Below are 16,288 nucleotides of genomic sequence, written 5' to 3' on the forward strand. Positions count from 1 at the left end.
TTGAAAATCAATAATTTTAAGGATGTATTTTTATGAAATCGATACACATTGAAATTCCGGAATCAAATTTCAAGTTTTATCTGTTTGAAAACGATTTGGATGATTCAACGCGAAATAAATTGAAAAAACTAGGAATGCCCGACCTTTCAATAAATTTTCCTGACGATCCAAAGGACAATTTTGAAAAAACACCTGATGGTTTGTTTAGGCAGGGGGACTTTTACTGCAACTCTCTCTAGCCAATGACGCCTGTCGATGGGGCCACACACAGAGCCATTTTTGATCCGAGCGATAACTCGATCAATGTCGAACTAGAGGGCACCTTCTTCTGCGTTAACATCTTTGAGGAAGATATCTCTCCGAGCATACCCCATCTCACATTCGGCTATATCTCTGGAACACGCCTTAACAATGACAGGGGCAAACTGATAAAAAAACCGAAAGATCAATGGGGGCTGACCGTTCCTCTAGAGGCGAATATTGAAAAAGATTCGTATGATGGGGGAAGTTGTATCGTTAATTTTAATGTAATTATAAAAGATAGTGAATTTTGAATTCAAGATTCAATTATCTTACTACATTTCAAATAAATTATACTTCATGGCGAACGCCGAAATGAAGAGCTTCGTCTCGTGAGAATCCGCCTAGAATGATGTTTAGGCAACGACGGTTTCGAGAGAGGAGGGTTCTCCACTAACGTAAATACAGGGCAGGAATAACATCACTGGCCAAACATAACATTTTTAAAGCTGGCCATTGCCCGATTTGGCATTGCCAGCAGTAAGGTAATAGATTTGAGATACCTCACTAAATCACGCTTTAAAATGGCGGTTGAATGCCCCCGTAAGCTCTATTACGCGGGCAAGAAGAACGTGTATCGTGACAATAAGCAAGAGGACACTTTCCTCCAAGCATTAGCGGACGGCGGCTTCCAAGTCGGTGAATTGGCCAAATGCCTCTACCCAGACGGCATTGAGGTTTACCCCAAAGGTAACGCGGACGCGCTGGCAGAAACAGCTGAGTTATTGAAGCGAGAGAGCGTCACACTCTTTGAGCCCGCAATTGCTTATGGTGCCTATTTAGTAAGGGTAGATGTTCTCATAAAAACTGGAAACTCAATCAAGTTGGTTGAGGTGAAGGCCAAGTCCATCAAATCCGATGATCATCAGATAGAAGGGCGCGGAGGTCTAAAATCAGCGTTTAAGCCATATATTGAGGACATCGCGTTCCAAAAATATATTGTAGGGTTGGCTTATCCAGAATGCCGCATCACAAGCTATCTTTTGATGCCGGATAAAACCCAAACTGCCGTTATCGACAAGATGAACCAGCTGTTTAAGGTTAAGCAAATAGGTGCGGAAAGTGAAGTGGTCACTGACCCCGCAGCCAAAGATCTGACTTTCGATCAATCATTGCTCCATGAGTTTAATGTCGATCACTATGTTGATTTGGTCCACGAACACGGGTTAAATTTTCCAAATGACACGGGCAGTATGGAGGAAATGGCTGTTGTTTGGGCGAAGGCTTATGCTGAAGATATTGCAATTCCTGCACCAATAGGCGCCCAATGCGCGAGTTGTGAATTCAAAGCTGCGCCAAATAGCAATCTGAGAAGTGGCTTCCACGAATGTTGGAAGGAGGCAAATAGCTGGTCGGACGATGATTTTATTGAGCCAACCTTGCTTGATTTATGGAACTATCGCGGCAAGCAGAAGCTCATGGACGCTGGCATCAGGCGACTTTCTGGGGTTACTCAGGAGCATTTGAAGTATACCGCCAGCGATGACGGTTTAAGCAATTCCGAGCGGCAATGGATGCAAGTGCAATGGTCGACCAATCATGTCTCCGAAGAGCTTAAATCTGCGGGGTTTTTCATTGATCATGAGTACATGACAAAAGAGATGGATCGTTGGCGCTTTCCGTTACATTTCATCGATTTTGAAACGTCTACTTCAGCTCTGCCATTTCATATCGGCATGAACCCATATGAGAGCGTCGCTTTTCAGTTTTCCCATCACACGTTGGGGAAGGATGGCTCATTGAAGCATTCCAATCAATTTCTTCTTGCAGAAGCTGGGGAGTTTCCAAACTACGAATTCGCTCGCGCCTTGCAGGCTGCGCTTTCTGAAAATGACGGATCGGTTTTCATGTGGTCGAGCCACGAGAACACTATACTTTCCCACATCATCAAACAACTCAACACTCGGAGGGATGCGCCCGAAGACAAGACTGAGCTAATCACCTTCCTTGAAACGCTCATAAAAGGCGGCAGTCGGGCGATGGTCGATCTTAAAATCATCGCACAAAAGGGATATTTTCATCCTTCGACCAACGGCAGCAATTCTATCAAAAAGGTGCTGCCAGCAGTTCTCGAGAGTTCTACGTTTCTTCGAGAGCGTTATTCTAAACCAATTTACGGCGCCGACAACGGTATCCCGAGTTTGAATTTCCGCGATATGACTTGGTGGGAAGTGGGCGCACAGGGCTTCCTGCAAGATCCGTATAACGCGCTCAAAGATAATGAGGTAAAGGACCAATCTGCTGCTGCGGTAGACAATGACGATCTCGAGATCGCCGGTGGCGGTGAGGCTTCAATGGCATATTGCCGACTGCAATTCGAGACGCTACCCGCCAAAATGCGAACGTCTATCAAAGACAAGCTACTTCGCTATTGTGAGTTAGACACCCTTGCGATGGCGATGATTGTCGAGGCTTGGAAAGCGGAATTGGGTGAAAACCCATTTGCTGAGGATGCTCCCTAATGGCGTCTACAGGCCATGCAATTTACGATGAGACGCGCAATCGCTTGGAGGTTGTTCGATCAGGGGAGAACACTACTCGCTATATCAAATGCGTTAATTTGGACCCAAAATCATTAAGAGTATTTGGAGTTCAAATTGACGGCGATGACATTTGGGTTCTGGTTGGGCCACATCAGAACGCACGTCCAAATCGGAAAATAGGCTATCGGTTTTCTAGCCTTAGTGGTGGTCGTGGGAGCAATATTTAGTGAGCAATCTAAGTGGGGAATTTAATTGTCCCAATGACGAGCCTAACTTCGACGCCCATGTTGAACTAGCACTTGGCTGCTATGTGTACGTTCTGAAAGATGATGACGGAGACATATTCTATGTTGGAAAGGGCGGAGGTACGGGAGCCGGAAATGACAGAGTCCTCCACCATCTAGAAGATGCGAGAAAAAAACTTCAGAGCAATTCTCCAAATATTTCGAAAAAGATCGAGCGCATCCATGCAATATGGAGGCGGGGCAAAAAGGTTGAATGGGAGATCATTAGGTATGGCTTGCCAGACAGTCAGTCAGCATTTCACGTCGAAGCTGCTGTCATGGATATCATTGGCAGAGATAAACTTACAAATGCGCAAGGGGGGCACGACGCATCGCACTCAGGGCGCCGAACCAGCAGCGAAGTATATCGTCTTTCTGCCGCACATGTCGCGCCCAAAGAAGACTACGGCAAAGTGCTTATATTTAACATTGATAAAGGCTTGAAGGTTGATGGTCGATCACCCTACGACGCAACGCGGGGCTGGTGGACCAACACAAGAAAACACGAAGACGCAACGCATGCAGTGGGGGTTGTGCGCGGAGTTTCTTTTTGCGTAGTTGAAATTGGTCTTTGGCACAGCTGGGAAATTGACAAACAGAGGCGCGGTTTTGACGGCCGGCTGTATGAGGAAAGTGGATCACATGAGCTACTAGGGAAAAATTACGCTAAAGTTATTGAACAAGCCGCAGGTTACTGGGGGCGCGGTAACTGGCTGGCTGTCGAATTTTCCCAAGGAAACGCAAGGCTTCTGAGAGGGAAGAGTTCGACAAAAAAATAATTGTATATGAATTTTAATATTATTTACTTCTGTATTTCTGTTTAAATTTGATTGGGGAGAGAGCAGTGCCAAATATATTTATTAAAGCAGATTGCGAAATCGAAGTCGAACTTCCTGAGGTGGGTTGGACCTCAGGCGAATGGAAAAGCCAAGAGAATGAACGGATCTGCGATGATTATGGGCATCCTAAATGTACAATCAATTTTAGAATTGAAAACCCAAATGAGCCTATTTGCCCTGCTCTTATTTTCGTAGGCGATAACGATGCCATGGATGGGGGTATTTCTGTTGAGGCGCTAAGTGAAACAAAATACAAATTTACTATAAAAGGTGTTTTCAAATCTAAAATTCATAAAGATGGCGTTGCGTTGCTGAATTCTGGCCAAAAGCCGGTGTTGGAGGGCGTCTCGCGTTTCCGGCACGATTACAATTTCGACGAGCCGCGAGCGACAGATTGCGAATTTTCGTTGAAGAAATTGAAGTGAGCCATAGTTGACGGCAGCGAAGGTAATATATGTCCGCGGCAGTTATAACTGCATCGCTTATAGGGTGCAGAGGGCGCAAAAATTGTTGGTTTTTAAAATATTAACGAGAACCCCGCCGTCCGAATAATGGCTTCAACTCTTTAGATAGTTGGTCTTCGATTGCACACAAAACGGTTTGGTCGATATCGGTGTATTTCAGGATTTCGATCTCAAAGTCACCAACCAAGCTAGTGGCCCAAGAGGACATGTGAAGGGAATATGTACTCTTCGCACCAAGTCCTAAATGCTCAATCAACCTCTTCACGCAATCCCGCGAACTGCCGACATACATATATTCGCTTGCGGCGGTTTTGTTAATTTGTGGGTAAGCTCTGCCATCCAGCTTTCCAGTCTTTTGAAGATTTAAAGCATCCCTAACCGCAGTCCAATTTGCATTTGGACCAAGTTTTATGATGTAGATCGCTGTACACTTTTTTCCCAATTTTTCCGTAAGTCCGGCGCGAACGGTCTCTTTTTGCATTAATTCTAACGAGCCGAAATTTTCAGTCACCACGGTGCGAGCGGGATCAGGCGCAATTTCGACTGCCTTCGCAAGATCAATCAATGTTTTGGAAGTTCGAGTTTGAAGCCTCACCTCATTTGTTTTCATCTTACTCACCTTTGTTTCGTGACGCTAAAAATTAAAAGCTGTTAAGTTGGATTTAGTAAGGCTGTGAATAGTCTTGGTCACATTCATTCCTGCCAGCGGAACTCGCCGCCGCTGTCTTCCGCGATGTATGCATCGGCGTCAGAGAGCATTATGGTAGCGCAAGCCCATCCACCTTTATCTTCAGCCCATTCGATAAAATTCTCTTTTACTATATCGTCTCGAAGCTCAGCATTAAGCGTTACCCATGCCGTTACGCAGACTTCATGTTCGGACAAATCAATTACCAATTTGCTGTTTTGGGCCGTTAAATCAAAATGCTGAGGCAATGCCAGATTCATTATGGATTTAGCATTGTCATCAGATTGTTCAGGAGAAAATTCAAACCAAATTGGCTTCGCTGAACTAATCCAATTTTCCCTATCTTGCGCTTCAGAGAATTGAAAAATAGCATTTTCAATGTGCCAAACAAGTTGCACCATCATGTCTAATTCTATTCCGTTCAAACCGTTACGGGAAGGTGAAATCAGATACGGTGTATAAGTCGGTTAACACAGCTTCATATGCATTATATTCCTCATGCCCGTCTAGAGCAGCTCTAACATTGTCACATGTGATGCAGGCCAATTTAAAAACGTAACCACCTTCTTCTTCGTTCAAACTATCTATAACTCCTGAACGTAATTTTACCTTCATTTCACCGTTTATCTTTAAAGTATATTTCTTTGTTTTTTCACAAAGCTCGCCTTCAAAAGAGCTAATTTTTTTGACAAGTGATTTATGTTTGAAAGAAAGTTCAAATGCCACTGCCATATTTGTTTTCGCATTTATGGGAAATATTGTAATTCCAACAGAATCAATTTTATTGTTCCTAAACGATTCAAGTTCGAAATCGTCTAGTTGCGTAGTTGTAAAAGTATCATTCAATCGGATAGTTAAATCAGTCATTTTTTAATCCCTAATTTTGAAATGTTGTTAATTTTCATTTAAATAATTTCTCGTAACCTAGCAAAAGTCAAAATTTGTTTTAACTAACGTTTTGCGGATCGTGCCCTGCCATTAAACTGACAGAGGGCAGCGGGACAAGGCAAGCCAAACCAGTCTTTCAACCAGCATCGACAAGTCCCTTTTCACCTAATGATAACTTGGACGTCGATGCTATCGTATTCGTCATAATCGAGTCCATTAACCGCCTGTTCGTAAAAAACTTGCGGGTCATTAGTTTCTAAAGGCTCTCCGTGGTTCACAGCAAAATACCTAGAAACGTAACAAGTGTGGGGGCCGAGACCTTCGATTTCAGTTTCCCCAATCGCATGGCTATTTTCTAATTTTAGATGGTTAAGAGCCGAGTGCGGTTCGACACTTATCGAAAGATTTTCGATAAAATCTGCAATTTCAAAAAACCTATCATCACCAAAAGTCACTTCGAGATTTAGGTGCTTGATGAGGGTTGTCAAAAGCGACCATTCATCTTCTGGTTCAGATTGATCGCTACGCTCAAGTTTGTCTCTCGCACTATAAAAAACGACATCAGATTCTTCTAAAATAAGAACGTTTTCTAGATAAATATCGCCGGCATCATCTGCTTTGCCGCTGCAAACGATATAATTGAGCGGCCCCGTACCCCATCTATCGTAAATTCCTCCAGCAGATAGGCCTTCTTTTTTTTCAATATTTTTGGATATTGCTATATTTATTACGACTTCCTCAGTCATCTTTGCCTCCCGCAGTCCAGTTTCCAGTTCCGCCTTGTCTTCACAGTCAGCTGTAGCAGTACATAAATCCTTCCTCCCTGCTAAGTTGCAGAGACCAATCTGCTACGTCCATTGTTTCATTATTGATGCGCAATTGGGTGCCATTTACGACACAGCCATTAACGTCAATCGTGACATCGTGCCATCCGAGCTTGTCAAACGCCCAGCGGCGCATGACTGGCCATAGGTCATCATAAAGCAATCCCTTCTCGCCACCGTCCATCTCCGTGTTGTCATAGATTTTGCGAAATAAAATTACAAAGTTCTGCTGGGTTGGGTTCTGTTCGCAAGCCAAATGCAGCATAGCTAACTCGTCTGAATCTGTTTCTAAAGAAATAGTCTGCTGGTCCTGTTCTCCAGTATCTCCGTTGTTGTAAGTGACTTCAAAATCAATTTTCATTATCCCACCCGACCGAGAGTTATTTTGGGTTCCGTGTTCTGCTACTGACACTTCCTCAACTTTTAGGGTGGCTTTGGAAGCAAGCGCACCAACTCGAGTTCCGCATTCAAGGCAGAACTTTGCCTGCTCAGGCAGTTTCGTTTTGCACTCTTGGCATATACCTCTTGGAATTACCTTGGCCCCGCATTCTAAGCAGAACTTCGCGCCTGCCGGCAAACTGACTGAGCACTCTGCGCAAGCGACTGCTGCGGTCTTTATTTTGGAAGTCTCCAACTTAGGCTCTGCCGCAGCCTTTGGCTTGTTTGAGACCTTGGCTGGAGCGACCCCCTTGCTGGCAGCGTAAGCGGCTTTCAGAATTCCGATGACAAAATCATGATCTTCCTTGTCGATGGTGCTGAGCGTTACAAACAAATTGCCGCCAAAATAAATATCGAGCGATCCCAATTTGTTGCTTTGGCTGCTCACGCTTCGGATAGAAGATATCTTGACCGACTTGATGTCTCCAAGCGTGCCTTTTGCATAAACATAATCTTCACTGATCGCTAAACCGTCCTTGGAAGAACCAAAAAGCGTGTCGTCTATGAGCGCGACAATGGGTTCATCTCTCGTAATGTACTTGCTTCGGGCATTAACCAGTTTCTTGGCGGGTATGTCGGCGCCTACAAATATGCGATTTCGGAAATTTCCTCCGGTGAAGTCGATTATAGCGCTGGAAACTGGACCTGCATTTTTTGTCATAAGGGAATGCCCGTTGTTTTATGATTTGAGCAGAATATGCCAACATCGGTCAGTAGTTCAAGGATTGACTTTAATTCGAATTTGACGAGAATTTTGCCAAATTTATTAGTATGCGGGCGAAGGCTCCTCCGTCAGCAATTCTGAAAAGTGAATACGCCCGTGGTATGAAACATCTCTCGGTTTTAGCGCCAAGCGGAACTCAGCCTCTGAAACATCAGTTTCGATCCTGAGGATGCGTTGTGGACCAAGCTGCAAAAGAGTTGCTTCATCTCGATGCTGACCGAGAGCCGACATCAACGCACTGCCAAATTTCATGCCCATTGTGCCATCTGGCCACTTTTCAACGACGATGAGGACCGGCCGTTTTTTCCGTCTCTGCCCAAGCTTGGGATCGGGCTTTTCACTCATCTTTGCCGCCTCCTTCCGGAGCGGTATTCCAGACCAGCAGCGCAATCGTTCTCAACTCGCTTGCATTTAAGCAGTCCTCTTCATTGATCCAGCTATAATGCTCGAGTTCATTATTCTCCTTTTCCCAACGCCAAAAGTCAGCGAGCAGATGGATCATAGCTTGGTTACGTGATGCTTGCTTTAGCGGTGCATGACCAATGGCGCACCATGTCCATCCGTCGTTGTCATCGTAGGCGTAAACCCATAGCATCCAGTGGGATCGGCCTCTGCTGAGGTAGTAGCCGTCAACCCGTCCATTCATTGGACCCCACGCCCACTCAACCTGCCCTAGGTAGTCAGCATTGCGGGGACCATTAGCTAGCATGACACCTGTCGGTTTTTCATTCCAACCGACCACTGTGTTGAAGGGGTCTGGTCGATCAACGAGATTTGCGACTGATACGATGCGCTGTTCGGGTAGGTCGAGAGCCGACATTGGTATGGTGGGCTTTTTCATTTTCCGCCTCCATTTTTTGCAGCGTATTTGAAGTCGATGGCGAAGAGATGCTCAGTGAGAAGCTCTCGTATCCCCTCCAGTTCATCGTGCGTGGGCGGCGGGCCAGCCTTTCCAAGTCGATCCCTTAGCAGTCGAGCGAGCGAGAACATGGCCGGTCTATCAAGCTGGTTGATCTCTTCTCGAGTAAAAACCTCAAGTGCTGCATCACCAACGAGTACAGATGGAATTCGAGCGATAGCTCCGTTCGTCATTTGAACAGCTAGGTCGTTGCCCGCAACGGCATCGACCAAGCCATCTTCTAACCAGCTAGCCCACATCGCTCCAGTGGCCTCCATCATATTGTGCCAGAGCCCTTCCATCAGCTCGAGAGCAATTGCTTTGCGGTTTTCACCTGCTGGAGCAACATTGATCACAAGCTCGCGTGTACCCCAAACATCGGGGGACCGAGCCGTTAGAATTTCAACGTGGAAACCATCGATATAGGTGAGCCAAAATTCGATCGGCCAGTAAAAACCCTTTCCTTCAGTTGTCCATCTAACGGTGCAAACCAGCGTCGGATCTATCAATCGATTGGTGGGAATGCGGATGTTCCACTCTAGCGCCAAGGCGCGGCCATGCTCACCCTCAGCGCCCCACTTGGGCAACTGTTCGTCGATGTGGTTTGTAATTAAACCTGCCGCAGCCAATGCTGCATCGTCTTGACATTTAGCAGGTAGCTCGAGCTTTCGAACTGCCTCCTTCAGCGTTAGCTCCGAGCTGCTCCCACCGAGATAGGCTTCTAGGATCGCGAGCACCGCTTCTGGGTACTGCGTGGGGATTGATACTTTACACATAAGCTTCTCCTTGCGTTTGCATCGCAAGAAGGCTCGACTAGAAGTTGCGGAAAATGCGCTCTTGATTGCGTAATCCGCCACATCTCGCTTTCGCGTTTACCACCTTACCGAGCAATGGGCAGGTTGGTGAAGGACTAAACCTTCTCTTGATGTTCGATAATGTTAGGAGGCAGTTGCAACGCTGTAAAGAACATTCTTTCTGTTGGTCGTATCGACTGCTTGCATTACCGTTCCGTTTTAAGCGGGGCACGTGCTAATTGAGTTATATTTCATTCATCCCACGTTATGTATAGTTTTAGATATGTATTTATCTTTTTCGTTTAACAATTCTTTGAGCTCAATAATCTCCTTCTCAAGATCATTTATTTTACGTTCTGCATCGATATTTTTGTGATTTGCATTAGAAAATATTCCAAAATAAATTTTTGGATCAATCATTTTCGATTTAGCTAAAATTAATCCACACTCTACTGCAATTTCAAAATATTTTTCTCGAGAAACTTTAAAAAATTCTCTATTATTTTGTACTCGTATTTCACTATATACTTTATGCAGGTGTTTTTCGGAAGCTACACAATCTTTGACATAATATGCCACTATAAGTTCAAAATCTCCTAATACCCCCGTAGTCTTGAGCTCATTTAAGCGTGCATATGGGGATTTCTTAGTAAAACCTATTTTTATAACATCGTACATGTATTGATTATGTGCAACGTATATGAACCCCTCTGGACCAGAGTATTCAGAAAAATTATTAAAATCCGACATGATTTTACTCAGCTTTTTGCATTCTGAACGTTAAAGGACGGAGGCTCCGCGCAGGTTTTCAGAACTAATGGCAACGGTTGATTTAATCTGATGAGATTGATTTTTTGCATCCCCAACCTGCTGCGAATAACAAGTTCCTTGCTAGATGACGATAGCGCAGCGGTTTGTCTATATGTCATGTAACTCTCCAAGCGTGGTCAGGTTGACACAAATCAATTAGCTGTGCCCGCAAGAAGCCGTTAGCAACCGCGGTCAAGCTCTAGCTAAAAACTTCTGCCCTGTGAAACCTCAGATATGCTCTTTGCATATCGTTAAAGGTGCCCACATTATCCTTGGCTGTTAGCTCCCAATGCTTCCAGACCTCCTTCGGAAGTTTAGTTGATTTTAAAATGGCACCATCATCATCGAAGCTAATGTATCCCTTATCAAACAGGCGATCGATGTGCGGAGAGAGTAGCAAGCCGTTGCAGCCATCAAGCTTCTCACGATCATCGCTCAGCCGCCACGGCTTGATGTGGCTTGCAATCAGGAACCGTGGATCAGTTACTCCAGTGACCCGACATGCTTTTTCATTCAGCCTCACGTTTGCCCTAAAAATACCCTGTCCGCGACGTGCTAAGATCATCTGCGCCTTTTGAGTGGCACCAATGTCTGTGCGGCCCTGAATTGCAGTTTGAGCCTGCTCCTCTGCCGTATCGGCTGCTATGGCCTCATCAGATATCAACGTAGGGTCGAGTGTGACGCCCATTCTCGTCAAAATTGTTTTGGCGAATGCCTCTGACACCTCTGCAAGGTAGACACCTTGGTTGCCATTGCCATTTGGTTGCAGCGGTGCGTATTTGGCTGCGAGATATGGCCTTAATTCGTCAATAAAATCCTTTGGCCTTATCGGGTTTGAGACTTCTTCAAACTCTACTGGAACATACCAGCCATCATCATCCCACTGTTTGCCGACATTACCAAATTCGGGTTTGACCGCTGACTGAGCTGAACCCTGTGCAATTCCGATCGCTTTGATCTGTGTATCGCAGAAAGACAGAACAAGGTCGCCCGCTCGGACTTCCGTCATGTTGTCATAAAAGCGGTTGCTGCGACCGTTTCGATTTCGCTTTGGCGACCATAAAAAGCCACCTTCAGTTTCGTGCTTATAAGTTTGGTTCTGATTAACCCACCAATATCTCATAGGGATAGCTCTTGCTTCACAGGAAGATTACTTAAACACCCTCTACCGAATTTACCAAATTGTCCAGTTCCGGCTTGATGGCATCAAAATTACCGGCTGTGCTCCATACAGTGATGATCACGATCTCGGATGCGCCTTTGATAACTTTGTAGGCGTAGCGATATCTTATGTTGGCCAGCGTTAAAGAAGCGCCGTAACTGGCATGAGTGTATCCGCCTACTTCGTTCAGCTCTAACTCTGTGACTGTATTTTCTGTGCCGACGCTTTGGGCGGCCTTTTGACGGCTGCGTGCGTACGAATCGAAGTCAGAGATTGCGCTCTTTTTAACTGTTGAAAGCATAACACTGGCATCCAGTGTCTGGTTTACCCCATATATTTTGAAGCCAGAACTGACTTGTGCGGCTGTTAGTGGTTGAACAACCCAACCTGCTGGCAGTGTAAGCTTCACTCCCGTTTGATATTTAAGAGCTGACGCCGCCACTTTGGGTAAATTGGGGTCTTCGTCCAAAGCATAATATCCCTGCTCGCGATATTTGCGCAGACAGTCGCTTTGGTTAATCAGGGCGACCGGCGCGCCAAGCCAGCCGTAGCCGCTTGCCTTACAAGTGATGAGGTCGCCATTTGTATTTCGCAAAGCTTTGGATGAAGAAACGCATCCTCCAAGCGTCAGCGCCAATGCGGCACCAATGATCAATTTCAATTCCATTTTCGTTGCCCCCCTGCGATATGTCTTGGGCGTTACAAACCGATTTCACGGCGTCCGTGATTCCCGCTTTTCATTGCCCACGCATAAAAGTATACGTTTATTACGTTGCACACAACAAGGAATAATTGCGCTAGCTAGGGGGCCGCTTGAGAGAGAAGGCCAATGGGCAGACCAAAATTACCGGAGCCGATGGAGACGATTAGCGTGCGCTTGTCGGCTGCAATGGTGCGTGAGATTGACACCTACCTGTCCGATATGAAACTTGAGGCGCCTTTTCTGATGCTCAACCGCGCTGACGCGATCCGACAGCTGCTGGCCATCGGAATAAACTTTGAGACAGGCAAGACCAAATAAGATATTTTGAGAGAGGCGATAGATGGCGGTTAATTACGAAATAAACTCTGTCGAAGGGGCGGTGAGCTACTCGGGACGTAAAGGAAGGCCTCCTGCAGATATAACCGCCACGCAGGTCAGCATTGAAAAGAAGTCACCGGTCTGGCCTCTGGTAGCTATAGTTTTTGCAACGGGCTTCCTGCAGAATGGTTTCTGGTTTGCCGTCGCGTGCGTACTGGCTCAGCTGTCTGTAATGACGGCGCTGCAATGGATGGCGCTGTTCGCGCAAAGAAATGCCAGCTTTTTTGGTCTTCCGCCATTCCGGACAATAGCCGCGTTGAAGTTGGCTAGGTTTGGAGCTTTTGCAGCAGCATTGGCATCCGCGCTGATACTCGGATAACGAACCTCATTTTTAATTTTTTCTGATTTGATTTTCTGCGCAGCATCTGCGTGACAGTGCATATGGTACCGCCAAGTTGATGCCCCCACGCCCACACCACGTCCCCCCCTCCACATTCAAGTCCTTTGATAGCAGCAGAGAATTTAGGAGCGCCGACATCAGTATCTGATTAGTTCCAAGCCATAGGATCGACAAATTGCATCCCGCTTGTTGATGTCTTTGTATTCTTGAAATGTCATTGCATACTGAGCTTTCGGATGAGCGAGAAACTCGGCCTTTAACTTTCTAGCCTTCATTCCGCCGGTTTCTCTTTTTCTTTGCTTTAGCTTACTACTAAGCTTGCTGCTGTTTTCTCTGAGCCATCTATTAGCGCCTTTGTCTAAGTACATTGTAAATCCTGAACCTTGGTGAAGATCTTCTGTGGGCATAGCTTTGCCTGCGAGACAGAAAGGCTTCCCTTCCTGCCTTGGCAAAGCCATGTTCCTGAACCTCGGAGTTAGCCCACAGGTTTAGTCACAGTTAGATCAGCGGCACCTCAGTGAGGTGGGGGTGGTCATGCTGTCGCCCGATTACCCGCTACTTGTTGACGCAGAAAACGTGAGCCGATCTAATGACTATCACGCTTCTTGTGGGTTCCTGCGAAGGATGGCCCACTCACACAGCCGAAGCTGCTTGGCACCAGTCTGCAAAGACTGGCTGGACAGGTTTCCCTGTCCTTGATCTGCTGTCGCCTCACTCCCATGTCTTACCTCAACGGGCTGGGAAGGCGGCCCATAGGGGGCGGGATATGACACCCCCACTGCAGATGGATGCGGGGGCAACTGAGAAGATAGGAGTTTTGCACCTAATTGCAAGTAAAAAAAGCACATAACATATTGAAATTACAACATAAAACATATGTACGGTGATTTAAATAAATTGTTTTTTATGTACGCAGCGCTTTCCGCTGACAATCGATTTAGACACGGCAATGCATTGATGGATAGGCACTTTTCGAAAGTGCCACTCACCAGCTGAAGCTGTAAACTTATGTATTTCGATGAAGCCGATAGGCTCTAACTTTTTTGCCATCACAACGAAATTTTTAGGAAACACAAACAGTCAGGCGTCGCGCTTCTATGGAATAGTACTATGGCCGAGCCCGCCGCCCCAACGGAAACGTGTAGGCGCCTCAAACAATAGGCTAACACTGTGAACGAGCCGCTGCTTCCGCGCTTCCAGACGCGGGAGAAGGCGACACGACGGCACTTGGGAGTTGGTTGAGCCTGTAAGTGCATCCCTCCCGTAACAACCTGCCGGTACGAAACCTCTAGCACCACACATGGAGAAGAGCGTTGTGACATTTAGGCCCTTATAGCATCGAGCCAGTAGCACTGCACACGGTCTTAAAATACGAGCCCAGCCAGTGCTTTTTCTGCGTCGCCTTGGACTAAATGTCCGTAATGACGTTCGATCATGACAATGCTGGTGCCTGATAACTGCGCTACCGTGAGGGCAGGTACGCTCATTCTGATAAGTTCGGTTATGACACTATGGCGCAATGTGTAGGCGCAAACACCCGTGGGTAATCCGCTAGCAAATACCGCCTCTTTAATTGGCCCCTTCCACGCATCCTTGTTCCACGGTCTTCCGTCACGCCGGCCGAAGATTGGTGATGTAGGTGGCTTATCTTTGCAATGCGGCTCCATAATAGACGCTATGTTTGAGGGTATGACAAGTTGACGGGCACCTCCGCTCTTGTCCCGCCCAATCGTAAGTGTTCGAGTTTTGGGATCAAAGTCTTTTACTGTTAGCGCCGCGAGTGCTCCGGCTCGTAACGGCAAAAAGCACAGGCCGCGCAAGAAGCCTCCGATTTCCTGATTAGCGCACGCCACCAATCTTCTCCGGTCCGCTTCATCCAAAAATAAGACCCGTCGTTTGTCGGCGTTTCTATAAGGCCTCAGCGCCTCTTGCCACGCTGCATCAGTATTTGGGGCACCCTCAGATAAGACCATTCGTAAGGCTGCGCGCAATGGAGACATGTCTCTGTTGACGGTGGACTTGGATCGCTGTTTGGTCGTGATGTTCGTCTTATTTCTCGAAATGAGAGCGGGTGTATCTTCCAGCCTCTTTCTCCATCCTTGCAAATGGTGGCGCCGTAATTTTTTGAGCTTCACGCTCGCGATTGGATCATTGAAAACCGTTCGCTTTAAAATACCCAACTCCGACGGTTGTCTCGAACTGGCATAAGACCGGCAAGCATCACCGACTGTGATTATATTTTCCGGTCCCGCTCCACCACACTCTATTTTTGAGGCCCACTGCTCTGCGTCGCGTCGCGCTTGATTGAATACCTCATGCCCATTTAGGTTGGGATAGTCACCTAAGGCGGCCCGCTGATACTTCCGAATGTCGGCGTCATAAGCACGTGCAAGCCACGCGCCCCTTCCCCCGCGTTTTGAGGGACGAAATCCTACGTAGCACCCGTTCATGATGCGTTGCCAATGAGGCTCGTCGCCCCTTTTTGGTTTCAGACGCTCCCGCTCGCCGATTTTACTAAGGTCTGTCATTTAGCCACTCCATGAAACACGCATGAAAAACATACTGCTGAAACATGAAATGCCGTCGAAAAAAAGACGTAATTTCAATGCCTGACCGCCAGAGCGGGCGTAGCTCAGGGGTAGAGCAAAACCTTGCCAAGGTTGGGGTCGAGGGTTCGAATCCCTTCGCCCGCTCCAATGATTTCAATGACTTAGTTGATATCGGCTTTGCTGCTCAAAGCGGGCTTGCAGCGTGCGTTTTTATCAGCGTTCTGATTGGAGCGCCCCCTCAAAAATCCTGGAAATTCAGTGTTTAAGTCGGCCTGGGATGCGGCATTGCCGGTTTACGCGATTGGCACTGCGCTCATCTTTGTGTTCGGCTCGCTCCTAAAAACGGATGAGCGACGATCATCCGTAACGCTTTGGGGCCGGTCCGCGCAATCCCAAACCCCACAAAAGTCACATTTACCCGGGAAGAGTCGTTGGCGTCGAACACTGTTTGCCAGCGTTCCAATTGGAACAGGCTATTTTGGCTGAAAGCCTAATCGGTCCTCGTCCTTGATCAGGTGCCATGGCAGATTTTGGGCCGGAAGCAGACTGTCCGGTTTTGGCGAAAATTTTACAAAAGCTGCCTGTCCGGGCACGACCCTATTCTGTTGAAAAACTCGCCTGTAGTGACGATTGTTAGGCGGTCTGGAATGCAGGCGCGCGGGCTTACATTCCGGATCAGGCGGGTGCGGGGCTCGGCATCGGGATCACCTTGGCCATTTTAC

The 16,288-nt window shown here is 46.8% G+C and carries 18 protein-coding genes, 1 tRNA gene and 1 riboswitch; of the genes, 6 read left to right on the plus strand and 13 right to left on the minus strand.

The features are described 5' to 3' along the window. The first annotated feature begins 794 nt into the window (after positions 1-794). The 3 genes from ACIQ2T_RS01820 to ACIQ2T_RS01830 all read left to right on the plus strand — a co-directional run bounded on the left by ACIQ2T_RS01820 (position 795) and on the right by ACIQ2T_RS01830 (position 4,331). A complete protein-coding gene (locus ACIQ2T_RS01820) occupies positions 795-2,762 on the plus strand; it encodes a DUF2779 domain-containing protein (RefSeq protein ID WP_397589336.1) in 1,968 nt (655 codons plus the stop codon). Between the two features lie 247 nt (positions 2,763-3,009). Further along, positions 3,010-3,846 carry an LEM-3-like GIY-YIG domain-containing protein gene (locus tag ACIQ2T_RS01825; protein ID WP_397589337.1) on the plus strand — a complete coding sequence of 279 codons (837 nt, stop codon included), beginning with the start codon at positions 3,010-3,012 and terminating at the stop codon, positions 3,844-3,846. 65 nt (positions 3,847-3,911) lie between these two features. Then, positions 3,912-4,331, plus strand: coding sequence for a hypothetical protein (locus ACIQ2T_RS01830; protein WP_397589338.1), 420 nt, complete (start codon positions 3,912-3,914; stop codon positions 4,329-4,331). Between the two features lie 100 nt (positions 4,332-4,431). Here ACIQ2T_RS01830 and ACIQ2T_RS01835 read toward each other — a convergent pair whose 3' ends face one another. From ACIQ2T_RS01835 to ACIQ2T_RS01885, 11 genes are all read right to left on the minus strand, one after another. After that, positions 4,432-4,980 (minus strand): hypothetical protein, encoded by a 549-nt coding sequence (locus ACIQ2T_RS01835; protein ID WP_397589339.1) that lies wholly within the window; start codon positions 4,978-4,980, stop codon positions 4,432-4,434. 83 nt (positions 4,981-5,063) lie between these two features. Further along, complete coding sequence (locus tag ACIQ2T_RS01840) at positions 5,064-5,462, minus strand: hypothetical protein (protein ID WP_397589340.1); 399 nt, start codon at positions 5,460-5,462, stop codon at positions 5,064-5,066. 25 nt (positions 5,463-5,487) lie between these two features. Continuing rightward, the gene (locus tag ACIQ2T_RS01845; protein ID WP_397589341.1) at positions 5,488-5,925 is read right to left on the minus strand and encodes a hypothetical protein; all 438 of its coding nucleotides are present in this window, start codon (positions 5,923-5,925) and stop codon (positions 5,488-5,490) included. A 182-nt stretch (positions 5,926-6,107) separates the two neighbouring features. Then, a complete protein-coding gene (locus ACIQ2T_RS01850; protein ID WP_397589342.1) occupies positions 6,108-6,692 on the minus strand; it encodes a hypothetical protein in 585 nt (194 codons plus the stop codon). Positions 6,693-6,738: 46 nt separating this feature from the next. Then, a complete protein-coding gene (locus ACIQ2T_RS01855; RefSeq protein ID WP_397589343.1) occupies positions 6,739-7,869 on the minus strand; it encodes a zinc ribbon domain-containing protein in 1,131 nt (376 codons plus the stop codon). A 105-nt stretch (positions 7,870-7,974) separates the two neighbouring features. Continuing rightward, complete coding sequence (locus tag ACIQ2T_RS01860) at positions 7,975-8,277, minus strand: hypothetical protein (RefSeq protein ID WP_397589344.1); 303 nt, start codon at positions 8,275-8,277, stop codon at positions 7,975-7,977. After that, a complete protein-coding gene (locus ACIQ2T_RS01865) occupies positions 8,270-8,773 on the minus strand; it encodes a hypothetical protein (RefSeq protein WP_397589345.1) in 504 nt (167 codons plus the stop codon). Before ACIQ2T_RS01865 ends, ACIQ2T_RS01860 begins: the two co-directional genes overlap by 8 nt. Continuing rightward, positions 8,770-9,606 (minus strand): hypothetical protein, encoded by an 837-nt coding sequence (locus ACIQ2T_RS01870; RefSeq protein ID WP_397589346.1) that lies wholly within the window; start codon positions 9,604-9,606, stop codon positions 8,770-8,772. The genes ACIQ2T_RS01865 and ACIQ2T_RS01870 overlap by 4 nt, the downstream gene beginning before the upstream one ends. 51 nt (positions 9,607-9,657) lie before the next feature. Then, positions 9,658-9,764: riboswitch (SAM-I-IV-variant riboswitch) on the minus strand. Between the two features lie 115 nt (positions 9,765-9,879). Continuing rightward, positions 9,880-10,374: a GIY-YIG nuclease family protein gene (locus ACIQ2T_RS01875; protein WP_397589347.1), complete on the minus strand. Its 495-nt coding sequence runs from the start codon at positions 10,372-10,374 to the stop codon at positions 9,880-9,882. Positions 10,375-10,633: 259 nt separating this feature from the next. Then, positions 10,634-11,557: an HNH endonuclease gene (locus ACIQ2T_RS01880; RefSeq protein ID WP_397589348.1), complete on the minus strand. Its 924-nt coding sequence runs from the start codon at positions 11,555-11,557 to the stop codon at positions 10,634-10,636. 31 nt (positions 11,558-11,588) lie between these two features. After that, on the minus strand, positions 11,589-12,263 hold the full coding sequence (locus ACIQ2T_RS01885; protein WP_397589349.1) for a hypothetical protein: 675 nt from the start codon (positions 12,261-12,263) through the stop codon (positions 11,589-11,591). 162 nt (positions 12,264-12,425) lie between these two features. Between ACIQ2T_RS01885 and ACIQ2T_RS01890 the strand changes: the two genes are divergently transcribed. Together ACIQ2T_RS01890 and ACIQ2T_RS01895 are read left to right on the plus strand one after the other, a co-directional pair. Beyond that, the gene (locus ACIQ2T_RS01890) at positions 12,426-12,617 is read left to right on the plus strand and encodes a hypothetical protein (protein ID WP_397589350.1); all 192 of its coding nucleotides are present in this window, start codon (positions 12,426-12,428) and stop codon (positions 12,615-12,617) included. 22 nt (positions 12,618-12,639) lie between these two features. After that, positions 12,640-12,996 carry a hypothetical protein gene (locus tag ACIQ2T_RS01895; protein ID WP_397589351.1) on the plus strand — a complete coding sequence of 119 codons (357 nt, stop codon included), beginning with the start codon at positions 12,640-12,642 and terminating at the stop codon, positions 12,994-12,996. A gap of 158 nt (positions 12,997-13,154) precedes the next feature. Here the strand turns inward: ACIQ2T_RS01895 and ACIQ2T_RS01900 are convergent, their stop codons facing one another. Together ACIQ2T_RS01900 and ACIQ2T_RS01905 are read right to left on the minus strand one after the other, a co-directional pair. Beyond that, positions 13,155-13,424, minus strand: a complete 270-nt coding sequence (locus ACIQ2T_RS01900; protein ID WP_397589352.1) for a hypothetical protein — start codon at positions 13,422-13,424, stop codon at positions 13,155-13,157. A 957-nt stretch (positions 13,425-14,381) separates the two neighbouring features. Further along, positions 14,382-15,545, minus strand: coding sequence for a tyrosine-type recombinase/integrase (locus ACIQ2T_RS01905; protein ID WP_397589353.1), 1,164 nt, complete (start codon positions 15,543-15,545; stop codon positions 14,382-14,384). A 93-nt stretch (positions 15,546-15,638) separates the two neighbouring features. Between ACIQ2T_RS01905 and ACIQ2T_RS01910 the strand changes: the two genes are divergently transcribed. After that, a tRNA-Gly gene (locus ACIQ2T_RS01910) sits at positions 15,639-15,713 on the plus strand. The last annotated feature ends 575 nt before the right edge of the window (positions 15,714-16,288 follow it).

The sequence above is a fragment of the Sphingorhabdus sp. genome, assembly GCF_044357595.1.
In the GTDB taxonomy this organism is placed as follows: Bacteria; Pseudomonadota; Alphaproteobacteria; order Sphingomonadales; family Sphingomonadaceae; genus Sphingorhabdus_B.

Coding starts and splice junctions, on each gene's coding strand:
- ACIQ2T_RS01835 (WP_397589339.1), bottom strand. CDS start 4,980: ATGAAAACAAATGAGGTGAGGCTTCAAACTCGAACTTCCAAAACATTG.
- ACIQ2T_RS01840 (WP_397589340.1), bottom strand. CDS start 5,462: ATGATGGTGCAACTTGTTTGGCACATTGAAAATGCTATTTTTCAATTC.
- ACIQ2T_RS01845 (WP_397589341.1), bottom strand. CDS start 5,925: ATGACTGATTTAACTATCCGATTGAATGATACTTTTACAACTACGCAA.
- ACIQ2T_RS01850 (WP_397589342.1), bottom strand. CDS start 6,692: ATGACTGAGGAAGTCGTAATAAATATAGCAATATCCAAAAATATTGAA.
- ACIQ2T_RS01855 (WP_397589343.1), bottom strand. CDS start 7,869: ATGACAAAAAATGCAGGTCCAGTTTCCAGCGCTATAATCGACTTCACC.
- ACIQ2T_RS01860 (WP_397589344.1), bottom strand. CDS start 8,277: ATGAGTGAAAAGCCCGATCCCAAGCTTGGGCAGAGACGGAAAAAACGG.
- ACIQ2T_RS01865 (WP_397589345.1), bottom strand. CDS start 8,773: ATGAAAAAGCCCACCATACCAATGTCGGCTCTCGACCTACCCGAACAG.
- ACIQ2T_RS01870 (WP_397589346.1), bottom strand. CDS start 9,606: ATGTGTAAAGTATCAATCCCCACGCAGTACCCAGAAGCGGTGCTCGCG.
- ACIQ2T_RS01875 (WP_397589347.1), bottom strand. CDS start 10,374: ATGTCGGATTTTAATAATTTTTCTGAATACTCTGGTCCAGAGGGGTTC.
- ACIQ2T_RS01880 (WP_397589348.1), bottom strand. CDS start 11,557: ATGAGATATTGGTGGGTTAATCAGAACCAAACTTATAAGCACGAAACT.
- ACIQ2T_RS01885 (WP_397589349.1), bottom strand. CDS start 12,263: ATGGAATTGAAATTGATCATTGGTGCCGCATTGGCGCTGACGCTTGGA.
- ACIQ2T_RS01890 (WP_397589350.1), top strand. CDS start 12,426: ATGGGCAGACCAAAATTACCGGAGCCGATGGAGACGATTAGCGTGCGC.
- ACIQ2T_RS01895 (WP_397589351.1), top strand. CDS start 12,640: ATGGCGGTTAATTACGAAATAAACTCTGTCGAAGGGGCGGTGAGCTAC.
- ACIQ2T_RS01900 (WP_397589352.1), bottom strand. CDS start 13,424: ATGCCCACAGAAGATCTTCACCAAGGTTCAGGATTTACAATGTACTTA.
- ACIQ2T_RS01905 (WP_397589353.1), bottom strand. CDS start 15,545: ATGACAGACCTTAGTAAAATCGGCGAGCGGGAGCGTCTGAAACCAAAA.